Source organism: Microbacterium sp. AZCO (assembly GCF_039614715.1).
Lineage (GTDB): Bacteria > Actinomycetota > Actinomycetes > Actinomycetales > Microbacteriaceae > Microbacterium.
The window spans coordinates 2,766,772-2,779,612 of the sequence record NZ_CP154857.1 but is presented as its reverse complement, the minus strand read 5'-3'; the positions used below and the strand labels follow the sequence as shown (position 1 = coordinate 2,779,612).

Sequence of the window (12,841 nt, the reverse complement as noted above, 5' to 3'; positions counted from 1 at the left end):
CGTGCGCGTCAGCTGCACGCCTTCGCGGCGTACGAGGCCGTGACGGTCTTCGTGGCGCCGTTGGCGGTGGCGGTCACGCTGATCTGGCCCGGCTGCGTCGACGCGAGGCGCGTCGTGAACGCGTACGACGTCGAGGCGCCGGCCGCGAGGGTCGCCGACTTCGTGCCGTAGGCGGTCGTCACCGCGATGTCGACGGGCGTCGCGGAGCCGTTGGCGAGCCCCGTGGAGAGCACGACCTTGCCGGCGACGCAGCGCGTCTCGGCGGTCACCGAGACGGTGATGGCAGTCTCGACGGTGACGGTCGCCTCGACCGGCTGGCGCGAGGCATCCTGAGCCACGCCCTTCACGGTGAAGGTGCCCGCCGTGGCGTACTTCGACGGGGCGACCGTCTCCCACGTGACGGCGGCCGTCTCCTGCGAGCCGTCCTTCTTGGTCAGCAGCGCCGTGGCGGGGAGCGTCGGGGCGACGCCCTCCTTCGTGGTCGCCGCCAGCGCGCCGACCGACGTCACGGCGATCGCCGGCGCGTAGGCCTCGAGCACCTTCTGGTACTCCGCGCGCGTCACGGGGATGACCGTGCCGTGGCGGGGCTTGCCGCCGTCGGAGTTCTGCGGGAGGTTGGCGCGCAGCTTCGCGCCGAAGGGCAGCCAGGAGTCGCCGTTGGTGATGTCCGTCGTGCCGAACGGAATGTAGTGGTTCGGTCCGCCGTGATAGTCGGGCTGGTCGATGAAGAGGTACCAGCTCATGTTGTTGACGTCGCCCGGGTTGGCGGGGAAGATGCTCGGTCCCTCACCGCTCGAGTAGACGCCGCCCGGCTCGCCGTTGGGAAGGCCCGTGGCGACCTTCTCCTTGATGAGCGTCCACTGGTCGGCCGGTCCCGTCGTGCCCGGGAGCGTGCCGCTCTCGGTGGCGAGCAGGTTGGTCGACTTCTCCTGGCGGATCGTCATCGACGCTTCGTCCTTGGTGAAGCGGTAGTACACGTCATTGACCTTGGCGACCGTCGAGTCGATGAGACCCAGGCCGTTGCCGCGCTTGACGTCGCTCCAGATCTTCGGCTCGGAGAACGTCACGAAGTCGTCGGTCGTCGCGTACATCATGCGGTTGTACGTGACGGCCGTGCGGTCGGCCGTGTTCGCCGTCGGGTACAGGTTCGAGGCCCAGAACACGACGTACGTGTCGAGCTCGGCATCCCAGTACGCCTCGGGCGCCCACGTGTTGCCGGCGAAGTCCGAGGACACCTTGACGTGGCGCTGGTTCGACCAGTGCACCAGGTCGTCCGACTCCCACACCTCGATGTAGCGCGAGCCCGAGATCTGGGCGGTCGTGAAGCCGCCCGCGAGCCCCGCGACCTTGAGGTCGGTGGCGAGCATGTAGAACCGGTCGCCCTCGTGGGACCGGATGATGAACGGGTCGCGCAGACCCGTCGTGCCCTGCGTCGAGGTGAACAGCGGCTGGCCGCCGTTGAGGGTGTTCCACGCGAGTGCGTCGTTGCCCTTCGAGGCGGCGAGGCTGACGCGCTCTGCGCCCGCGCCCTCACCCGTGAAGAAGGCCCACACGTACGCCTCGGTCGCGTCCGTCGCACCCGGCAGCGGCTGCACCGTGACGCGGAACTCGCGCGTGCGCGTGGCCGTGCCGTTGGTCGCCGTCGCCGTGAGGACGACGTCGGCCGCGGTGCTTCCCGTGGGGCGGCTGACGTCGACGGTCGTCGACCCCGCCGTGACGCCCGCGCGGAGCGAGGCGAAGTCGCCGCCGCTCGTCACGGCCCAGCTGATCGTCGATCCCGCCGCACCGGTCGTCGGCACGGAGAAGTTCGTGCGGACATCGTCGATGTTGGCGATCGCGATGGCGTCGATGTCCTGCTGCGCCTTCGTGGCGTCCGAGACGTCGGCCGGCACTGTGACGACGTACGTCTTGGTGCGGGTCTGCCCGCCGGCGGTGAACGTCGCCGTCAGGGTGACGCTCGCGTCGGGCTGGCCGGCGGCAGGACGGGTGACGGATGCCGCGCCGCCGCTCACCGCGATCGCGGCGTTGTTCGAGGCCCACGAGACCGTCGTGCCGTACGTCGACGTCGGGAGCGTGAAGCTCGCGGTCGCGGTGGCGGGGACCGTCACCGAGCCGACGGCGCGGTCGAGCGCCTCGTCCGAGAAGAGCTGCTGCACCTTCGTGGCGTCGAGCGCCTGGCCGTAGACGGCGTAGTCGTCGACGTCGCCGTTCCAGGCGGGGTCGTTGTAGGTCGAGCGCCCGAGGTACGACACGAGCGAGGAGCCGAAGGACGAGACGTTGCGGGCGATCGTCGTCGTGGTGACGATCGTGCCGTTGACGTACGTCCGCAGCTGGCCGTTGGTGCCGTCGATGACCGTCGTGTAGAGCGACATGCCGGCCGGGGTCTTGATGCCCGTGGTCGGAGCGTTCGACGACCCCGCGCCGACCTCGGTGGACCACGGCGCGGTCGCGCTGGCCGTGTTGGTCACGACCGACTTCACGTAGCCGCTGGGGTTGGTGAGGTTGAGGAGCCAGTAGGCCGACGAGTAGGAGGCCCCCGAGGCGACGGGGGCGCCGATGAAGGCGGCGGCGAGGTTCGCCGGGCCGGACTTGTTCGACATCCAGGTCGAGATCGTCAGGTCCTTCTTGCCGACGAGTCCCGCCGTGGGGATGTCGACGTAGGCGCCGGTGCCCCGCGCGCCGCCGGGAAGGGTCAGGACGCCGTTCTGGAACGTCGCGCCGGACTGCTGCAGCGTCGCGTTGTAGCCGTTGCCGCTCACATCGGGGATCGACGTGCCGGACGTCGAGTCGAACGTGTAGTGGATCAGCGGTGCGACATCGATGGCCGCGCTCGCCATCGTCGCGGGGGCGACGGCGCCGGCCAGGGCGAGGGCGGTGGCGGTCGCGACCGCGGTGCCTCTCGACAGGAATCGGGATCTGGTGCGCGCTCGCATGCGCTCGTGCCTCGCTCTCGCGGCTGCGGCGACACGACGACCGCCGAGCATCGACGTCGCCGTCGCGTCGGTCATGTGCGTCTTCGCGCAGTCCTCGTCGGCCCCTCGGGGCGCTGGTGGGGATGTTACCGAGAACATCCAGGGTGGCATCCCACGCTAGAAGTCACAGCGGATGCGTGTCAAGGGAATTTCGCGGGTGGTTTTCGAAACTAGTTACCGCTAACGTGAGCGCTAACAGCCTGTCCGACGATGTTCAGACACTTGATGGAGAGTGGAATGAGACTGTTCCCCCCGCGCAAGGTCGCCCTCGTGGCCACCGCGATCGGCGCCATGGTCCTGGGGCTCGGCGTCACCAGCGCCCAGGCCGCCGCGCCCGACCAGGGCCTCATCGCCCAGTACACCTTCAACCGCACGTCCGGCACCTCCGTGCCCAACTCGGCGCCCGGTTCGACCTTCGGTGACGCCACGGTGCAGAACCTCCAGGCCTCCGACTGGACCGGCTCATCGCTGACCCTCCGCGGCGGGGCGAAGACCTCGACGGGCGACTGGGTGCGCCTGCCGAACAACCTCCTCTCCGGCAAGACGTCCACGACGGTCGTCGCGGAGGTCAAGGCCTCGCAGACGTCGCTGAGCGGCTTCCACTTCCTCTGGAACATCGGCAACGACTCGTCCGCGACGGAGTACTTCTTCTCGTCGCTCAACTGCGCGTCGGGTCGCTCGCCCCTCGTCGGGCTGAAGTCCGGCGGCACCGAGCGGCTCATCCAGTCGGGGTCGTGCGGCGTCACCGCCGACCAGTGGGTGAACGTGGTCTCGGTCGTCGACGGCGCCTCGGGCACGGCATCCCTCTATCTCAACGGCGTGCGCGCCGCGCAGGGCGCCATGCCCGTGACGCCGGCGAACGTCGTCGACCAGTCGCTCAACGCGATCGCGCGCGGCCCGTGGCCCGACCCGCTGTTCCAGGGCGCGATCTCGTCGTTCCGCGTCTACGACCGCGCGCTCAGCGCCGCCGAGATCGCCGACGTCTCCAACGCCGACGCGCAGGCCCACGCCTCCGAGCTGCAGGCGCAGGCGCAGGCGATCCTCACGAGCCTCAACCTCGCCGACATCCAGACGAGCACCGACATCGACCTGCCGACCTCCAACGGGCGCGTCACGTGGGCCTCGAGCAACCCCGCCGTGGTCGGGACCGACGGCACGGTCACGGCTCCGCTCGCCGGACAGCCCTCGGTGCAGGTGCAGCTCACGGCGACCGCGAATGTCCGCGGCGTGACGGCGACGAAGACGATCACGGTGACGGTGCTCCCGTCGACCGAGACCGCGGCGCAGCGCGTGGAGCGTCTCGCTCAGCGCTTCGTGATCCCCGCGGTCCTCGAGTCGGGCACGGCTGTGCCCGCGGCGCCCGACGGCACGACGATCGCCGTCATGGGCGCGACGGGCGGCGTGACCGTCACCGACACCATCGCGACGACGTCGGCGCAGCCCGTCGACTCGACGATCACGGTCCGCGTCACCGACGCCGCGACGGCGGCCACGACCGACCGCGCCTTCGCGGTGCGCGTGCTGCCCGCCGCGACGACGTCGCAGCTGCTCGCGTACAGCCGCACCGCCACGACGGTCGGCGAGGCCAACAACGCCGACGTCGCGCTGAGCATGCACCTGGCACTCGAGAACGGCACCGGCTGGACGCCGCTCAACGAGAACTACGGCATCTTCTTCGCCAAGACCTCCACGACCCCGCCGGCGAGCGGCACGACGGACTCGATCATCCGCAGCCTCCGCAACCCGCACCTCTTCTACCTCGCCGACGGAAGCTACGGCATCGTCTCGACCCGCACCGCCCGCGGTGGGGCGTCGGACGGCACGCAGGCCTCGAGCCTCCTCTTCGCCAAGAGCGCCGACCTGCTGAGCTACCAAGAAGTCGGCCTCGTGAACCTCGGCGTGACGAGCGGCGTCAACGAGCCCGCGGTCGTCTGGGACTCGGCATCCCGCCGGTATGTCGTGTCGTGGACCTCCGACGCCGGCGCGCCGTACTACACGACCTTCGGCGACCTCGCGGATGCCTCGACGCGCGGTGCGGTGCTCCGCGGCACGGTCGGCAGCAATGCCGGCAACGCAGGCACGGGTGTTCCCAACTACGCGTCGGGCAACTCCATCGCCGTCGCGAAGAACGTCGTCGACGCGCTGAAGGTGCGCTTCGGCCGCATCGCCAACACGGGCGTCACGGCGCTCGATGGCGTCGCACTCGAGCAGGGCGACGCCTTCTCGGCGGCCGACCTGCCGAAGCGCGCCGAGCTGTCGTACGACGACGGCACGAAGGCGACGCGGGCGATCGCGTGGGATGCCGCCTCCCTCGCCGCCGTGGACACATCCAAGCCCGGCACCTACCAGGTGACCGGTGCCGTGAAGCAGCCGCAGTACCCGACGCCGTTCGCCGACGAGCGCGCGGACCCCTCGGTGTTCCGCTACGACTGGAACGGCACGACGAAGTTCCTCATGATCGCGACCGACGACCTGCGCGGCAACAACATCGGCTCGGCGCACATGCCGATCCGCATCGCGAACACGATCGAGGACCTCTCCGACGCCGCGATCGCCGCCGGTCGCAACACCGAGATCGACCTGCTCAAGCGCGGAGACACGGACGCCGACGGCGCGGCCATGACCGGCTGCTTCTGGGCTCCCGAGTTCCACGTCATCGGCGGCAGGCTGTCGATCCTGTTCATGCCCTGCTACAACACGAACGGCGCACCGGACATGTGGACGGGCCGTGCGAGCATCATGCAGCTCAAGCAGGACGCGCAGGGCGAGGACCTCGACCCGGCGGTGCCCTCGAACTGGACCAAGCCGCAGAAGGTGCTGCGCACCGACGGCTCGATCCTGAACCCCATCCAGAACATCTCGCTCGACATGACGTACTTCCAGGACAAGGGCCAGTCGTACTACGTGTGGCAGATGGTGGGTGCGCTGTTCATCGCCAAGATGGATCCCGCCAACCCGACGCGCCTCACGTCGGCTCCCGTGCGCATCGGCGTGCCGGAGTACGCGTGGGACAACACGATCGCGGAGGGTCCCAACGTGCAGGCGCACGACGGCAAGCTCTTCCTGATCTACTCGGGCTCGACCGTCGGCGACACGTACACGACGGGTCTCCTGACGGCCACCTCCGGCGCCGACCTCACGGACCCTGCGGCATGGGCGAAGCTCAACTACCCGATCCAGAAGTCGGGCCTGTTCAACGGCTCCTACCAGCTCGGCACCGGGCACGGCATGTGGTCGTACGACGAGGACGACAACCTCATCTACGTCTTCCACGCCCGCACCGACCACAACAACCTCTCGGGTCGCGACATGTTCGTGCGCCGCGTGCACTGGGCGGCCGACGGCCTCCCCGTGTTCGACATGGAGGAGAGCGAGGAGGTCGCGCCGGCGAACCGCACCGTCACCGCGACGGTCACGGTCGCGGCCGCGCCCGACCTGGCGTACACGGTGACGACGACGGCCCGGTGCGTCACGGGCAAGGTCGTGCAGAACGTCACGATCACCAACGCCGAGGACGTCGCGCTCGCCCTCGACACGACGACCGTCTACGGCACGAAGTCGACGTCGTCGCTCGCGCCCGGCAAGAGCGTCTCGTACGCCTTCACGACGCGCCTCGGCACGATGCCGTCCGGCAGCGTGAAGGTCGACGCGCACGCGGCGGTGGGCGGCAAGACGCTGTCGGCGAGCCAGACCGTGGCCTACCCGCAGACGGTCTGCGGCTGAGCCGGAGAGGACGAGAAACGATGAAGCTGCGCACGCGAGCGCTCCTGGGAGGCGCCGCGTGCGCAGCCCTCATCGTCGGGGTGGCCCAGCCGTCGACGGCGGCAGGGCCCCTCGACGGCGTCGCCGCCAACGGCCTGATCGCCGCCTACGACTTCTCCGAGACGACGGGGACGGTGCTCACGGATGCCGCGACCGCCGACGGCGCGCAGAACGGCACGGTCACCGGCGGCACGGCGTGGGATCACGGCGCCATGCGGTTCACCGGCGCGAATTACGTGAAGCTGCCGAACGGCCTCCTGACCGGCAAGACCGCGGCGACGGTCGCGGTCGAGATGAAGCCGACGGCGGCGACCCTCGCCGGCAACAACTTCGTCTGGAACCTCGGCGGATCGGGGGAGGGTGCGACAGGCCAGTTCTTCCTGCACACGCCGGGGCACCGGGCATCCATCTCCAAGACGAACTGGAGCGGGGAGCAGACCGCGACCGCGCCGTCGGCCTTCACCGCCGAGAAATGGCAGTCGGTCGTCGTGACGATCGCGCCCAACGCCGGTGCGACGACGTCGACGCTCGTGCTCTACGTCGACGGCGTCGAGGTCGCGCGAAAGAGCGACTCGGCCACGGGCGTCGCCGACCTCGCGACGCAGACGAACAACCTCATCGGGGCGTCGGCCTACGCCGCCGACCCGAAGTTCACGGGTGCGATCAGCACGTACCGGCTGTACGACCGCGCGCTCACCGGCGCGGAGGTGAGCACGCTCTCCCAAGTGGATGCCGCGTCCGCCGCGCAGGAGACGGTCGACGCGATCGCCCTCGGCGATCTGTCCGCCGTCTCGCAGAACCTCACGCTGCCGACGAGCGGCGGGGTGACGTGGGCGACGTCGAACGCTGCCGTCGTCGAGCCGAACGGCACGATCCACCGCGTCGAAGGAGCGACCCCGTCGGCGACGCTGACGGCCACGGCGACCGTGCGCGGCAAGACCGCGACCCGGACCTTCGCCGTCACGCTCGCGGCGCTGCCGGGAGCCGACGGGCGTGCGCAGGCCGACCTCGACGCGATCGCGATCGGCGGGGCGAGCGGGCTGGGCGATGTGCGCGACAACCTCACCATCCCGATCGCGGGCGCGACCTACGGGTCGGCGATCACGTGGACGTCGAGCCCCGCCGGCGTCATCTCGACCACGCCCGAGGGCGGCCGCGCACCGGGCCTCGTGACACGGCCCGCCTACGGGCAGCCCGACGCGCACGTCACCCTGACCGCCACGGTCGCCGGGACGACCGCGACGCGCACCTTCTCGGCGACCGTCCGCGCGCTCCCCGAGCCCGAGGACACCGCCGCCTATCTGTTCGCCCACTTCACCGCCGGCCGATCGCCGGCCGCGATCAACGAGCAGATCTACTTCGCCGCCAGCGAGAACGGCGCGACCTGGACCGACCTCAACGGCGAGCAGCCCGCGCTGCAGTCGACGGTCGGTGAGACAGGCGCGCGCGATCCCTTCCTCGTGCGCGGGCCGGGTGGCGACAAGTTCTACCTCATCGCGACCGACCTGAGCACCGCGAAGTACGGCTGGCGCTTCACGCCGGACAATCCCGGCAGCCGCGGCCTCGTCGTGTGGGAGTCGAACGACCTCGTCACCTGGTCGGCCCCGCGGCTCGTCGACGTCGCGTCGAAGATCCCGCAGGCGGGCAACGCGTGGGCGCCGGAGGCGACCTACGACCCGGCGACCGGGCAGTACCTCGTCTACTGGGCGTCGTCGACCGGGGCGGGCGCATCCGATCCCCTCGGCAACACGTACGGCGACTACATGAACATGTACTACGCCACGACCCGCGACTTCGTGACGTTCTCCGATCCCGTGAAGTGGATCGACCGCACGAGCTCGATCATCGACACGACGATGATCGAGGTCGACGGGGTCTTCTACCGCGCCTCGGGCGACGGCCAGATCACGCTCGAGCGCAGCACGAACCCGTACGCCGTCACGGTGGCTCCAACCGCTCTGGACAGCAACCCGGGCGGCTGGGAGAAGGTCAGCACCCTCCGGGACATCTTCGGCACCGACAACTACTCGGGCGCACGCCTCGAGGGTCCGGAGCTGTTCGAGTACAACGCCGATGATCGGGTCGCGAACGCATCGGGCCAGAAGGTGCCGACGTGGGGCCTCATCGCCGACCGCTACAGCGCCGGCACCGGGTACATGGCATTCCGGTCGACCGACCTGTCGAGCACCGCGCCGACGACGGCGGGAGGCGGGTGGTCGGTGGGAACCGACATCAGCTGGGACGCCGTCCTGAAGCGGCACGGCACGATCGTGCCGGTCACCCAGAGCGAGTACGACCGGCTGAGCCAGCGATTCGGGGATGCCGCGACCAAGGTCACCTCGATCGCGGTGACGGCCGCTCCCGCCAAGACGCAGTACACCGTCGGCGAGGCGTTCGCGGCGGACGGGCTGAAGGTCACCGCGACGACCGCGGCCGGCTCGACGCGGGTGCTGGCCGCTCGGGAGTACACGCTGTCGGGCTTCGACTCCTCGACACCGGGGACGCGCACCGTGACCGTCGCGCTCGACGCGGCGCCGACGATCGCGACGACCTTCACGGTGTCGGTCGCGGCCGCCCCCGCGCTCGGCGTCGAGGCGTCGGTCGTCTCCCGCTGCGTCGGGGGCAAGGTCGTGCAGGGCGTCACGGTGACGAACACCGACGACGTCGCGGTCTCCGTCGCCCTCAGCGGGCCGTTCGGCGCGAAGACGCTCGCGGTCGCGCCCGGCACCTCCGCCTCGGCGAGCTTCACGACGAAGGCCGTCTCGATCGGGGGAGGCTCGATCGCCCTGACCGCCACGGCCACGATCGACGGCAAGCCCGTCTCGGTGTCAAAGCAGCTCCCGTACCCCGCCGCCGCCTGCGGCTGACCCGGACCACGAAGCCGGGCGCAGACATCGGTCGCGCCCGGCTTTGTGCATGCCCGGGCGGTCGGTCTCGCGCCGCGTGACCCCTTCCCCGAGGGCCGTCGTGGCTGCCGGCGGGTTCGGGATCGCGATGTGCGGTGACTCGGCGTCGCGATTGCAGTGACTCGGCCTGGTTTCGGCAGAACGGAACCCCGAACTTCCTGGCCGGCAGGCCCGGGGTCCGCGACCTCACGAACGATGGCCGTCCGACCGCCCCCACGGTCCCCGGCGAGCCACGAGGCCCGAGCCGCGAGCCGCGAGCCGCGAGCCGCGAGGCGCGAGCCGGGAGCCACGAGGCCCGAGCCGCGAGCCGCGAGCCCCCGAAACGCCGAACGGCCCGCGGTCCGAAGACCGCGGGCCGTCCGATCCAGCCGGGGGATCAGCCGCAGCTGGCAGCGGCGTACGAGGCCGTGGCGTGGACGGTCGCGCCGCCGGCCGAGACCGTCACGTCCGCCGATCCGGCCGTGACCGAGACGGCGCGCGTCGTGAACGCGGCGGACGTCGATGCGCCCGGTGCGAGCGATGCCACCGACTTCGTGCCGTAGGCGGTGTTCACCGCCAGCGCCACCGGCGAAGCGCCGTCGTTCGTCACCTTGACGCTGAGCACGACCTTGCCCGCGACGCACCGCGTCTCGGCGACGGCGGTGACCGGGAGCGGTGCGGCGGTCACGACGACCTTCGCCTTCACGGTGATCGCCGTCGAGCTGAACAGGGTTCGGTCGGCAGCGTTCCATGCCGTCGACCCGCCGGCTCCGGCCCACTGGTTGAGGTTCGCACCGATGGTGCGGACGGTGCCGGTCACGTCGTAGGTGCCGGGGGTCGCGGCATCCACTGTCGACAGGTTCCAGTCCACGGGCCGCGACGCCGTGCCGCGGTTGTACGCGAGCGTCACGCCGGCGGTCGCCGGCAGCGCAGTCCGGATCGCGTCACCCGACGCGTCCTCGGTCACGGAGACCGAGCCGAGGTCGCTCGCGACGGCCGCCGCGGCGTCCGCCGACCGGATCGTGTCGTACTGCCCGCGCGTGATCCCGACGATGCCGCCGTGCTTCGTGCTCGGCGCCATGGAGAAGCTGCTGCTCACGAGCTGCGACCAGCCGGCGTCGAGGTTCGTCGTCTGCATCGGCCGGTACCCGGTCGAGGGGATGACGTCGACGTACAGGTACCACTTGTCCTCGCCGTGACGGCGGAAGACCGCGGGTCCCTCGACGCCGCCGGCGTTGCCACCCGCCCAGACCGCGCCGATGGCCGTCTGCAGGCGCGTCCAGGTCGCCGCGGGCTTCCACCACTCGGCGGCCGCCGTCGACTCCATGTAGATGCCCTTGCCGGCCGAGTTGTCCTTCGTGATGCGGTAGGTCTTGCCGGCGTTCTGGATGATCGTCGTGTCGATCGTGTTGCCGCCGGCGTCGATGAACGTGCCGCCGTACTGGTAGGTGCCCTGCGAGAAGTCGGTCGTCGCGCCCCACAGGATGCGCGAGTACGACGAGCCCGAGTGCGCGGCGTCGGCGTAGACGTTCGATGACCAGTACAGGACGAACGCGCCCCGGCCGTCGCCGTAGTAGTTCGGCACCCAGGTCGCCTCGGGCGCCCACGCCATGCCGAGCTCGGCGACCTTCGCGCCGCCCGAGACGGCGACGTCGAACTGCTTCGGGGCGCTCCACGAGACGAGGTCCTTCGACTCCCACACGTTGAGCTTCGTGCTGCCCTTCGAGCTCCAGTAGCACCACGAGGTGCAGCTGCCGGAGCCGCCGTCGCCGCCGAACACGCGGAGGTCGGTGGCGATGATGTAGTACGTCTTCGTCTCGGGGTTGTAGGTCAGGTACGGGTCGCGCACGCCGGTCGTGCCGAGCTGCGACGCGAGGATCGGCTTGCCGCCGTTGAGCGGGTCCCAGTACTCGGGGTTGTCGCCGCGCGAGACGTCGAGGTAGATCTTCTCGGCGTAGCCGGCGGAGTCCTCGATGAAGTGCACCATGACGTAGCCGTAGGGCGTGTCCACGCCGGGAACGGGCTGGATCGTGACGGGCACCTGGCGCGTGACGCTCGTGCCGCGCACGGTCGCGGTCGCGGTGAGGGCGGTGGTGATGGATGCCTGTCCCGCCGCCGGCTGCGCCGCGGTGACGGTGACCCCGTCGGCGCCGACCGCGAGGCGGGCGTCGCTCGAGGACCACGTGACGCGTCCGCCGTAGTTCGGGAGTGTCGTCGTGCCCTCGTCGATCGTCACATTCGCGACGCCGTCGGCGATGACCTGCGCGGCCTGCTGGAACGATGAGGCGTGCAGCGCGGCATCCGCGTTCGACACCGCTCCCACCTCTGCGGCCGTGAGCGCACGGTCGTACACGCGGAACGTCGACACCTCGCCCTTGTACATCGGGTCGGGCCAGGGGGAGCGCCCGATCGCGTTGAGGCTCTGGTTGGTGATGGATGCCGGGGTGAGCGTCGTCGCCGCCGAGCCGACCTGCTCGCCGTCGACGTAGAACGTGATGCGTCCGCCGCCGATGACCGACGTGAGGCTGTACCAGCGGTTGGCATCGAGGCCCGTGGCGCTGCGCGCATTGACCTCGCCGCCGTTCGAGGCCGTCGTGATCGCGGTGCGCGCGGTGTCGCGGACCGAGGCGAAGTAGTACTGCGTGGTCGCGTCGTTGCCGATGTTCCAGAGGAAGTTGAAGCTGCTCTTCATCGACGCGTCGAACCTGGTCTCGACGGTGATCGTGGCCGACGTCTTGCCGCTCAGGAGCGAGTCGGGCAGCCGCACCCAGCTCGCCGACGTGCTGGTCTTGGCGCCGCCGGTGAAGACGAGCGACGACCCGGTCCACAGGCTGTCGGTGCCGTTCACGACGGTCGCGGGCCCGACGGATCCGGGGGCGGTGTTCGGCACCGACGACCCGCTCGTCTCGTCGAACAGGTACTCGGCGAGGAGGCCGCTCGCGGGGACGGTCGAGTCGGCGGATGCCGTGCTCGCGCCGAGCGGCACGAGCGCGCCGATGGCGAGCGCGGTGCCGGCCGTCGCGGCGAGAAGGGAGCGCAGCCGGCGGGGGGAGGGCGGCGGCGCGAAGCCCTCCGGGGTCGATGGGGGCGTGAGTCTCACTCCAGCTCCTTTGCTGTTCAGGATGGATGCCGCACGCAGAGCGCATGCGCCTCGAGCGCGATGTTAGCGCTCACGTTGTGGAAGGGCAATGAAGATTCGAGTGTGTTCGTTTCCTTGACACG

At 70.4% G+C, this 12,841-nt stretch carries 4 protein-coding genes; 2 read left to right on the top strand and 2 right to left on the bottom strand.

The features are described 5' to 3' along the window. Positions 1-8: 8 nt before the first annotated feature. The gene (locus AAIB33_RS12805; protein WP_345800343.1) at positions 9-3,008 is read right to left on the bottom strand and encodes an immunoglobulin-like domain-containing protein; all 3,000 of its coding nucleotides are present in this window, start codon (positions 3,006-3,008) and stop codon (positions 9-11) included. 201 nt (positions 3,009-3,209) lie between these two features. On the opposite strand from AAIB33_RS12805, the gene AAIB33_RS12800 reads away from it, so the two are divergent. Together AAIB33_RS12800 and AAIB33_RS12795 are read left to right on the top strand one after the other, a co-directional pair. Continuing rightward, positions 3,210-6,695: a family 43 glycosylhydrolase gene (locus tag AAIB33_RS12800; protein ID WP_345800342.1), complete on the top strand. Its 3,486-nt coding sequence runs from the start codon at positions 3,210-3,212 to the stop codon at positions 6,693-6,695. A 20-nt stretch (positions 6,696-6,715) separates the two neighbouring features. After that, entirely contained in the window at positions 6,716-9,601 is a 2,886-nt protein-coding gene (locus AAIB33_RS12795) for an immunoglobulin-like domain-containing protein (protein ID WP_345800341.1), read from the top strand. A gap of 415 nt (positions 9,602-10,016) precedes the next feature. Here the strand turns inward: AAIB33_RS12795 and AAIB33_RS12790 are convergent, their stop codons facing one another. Then, a complete protein-coding gene (locus tag AAIB33_RS12790; protein ID WP_345800340.1) occupies positions 10,017-12,719 on the bottom strand; it encodes a LamG-like jellyroll fold domain-containing protein in 2,703 nt (900 codons plus the stop codon). Between the last annotated feature and the right edge of the window lie 122 nt (positions 12,720-12,841).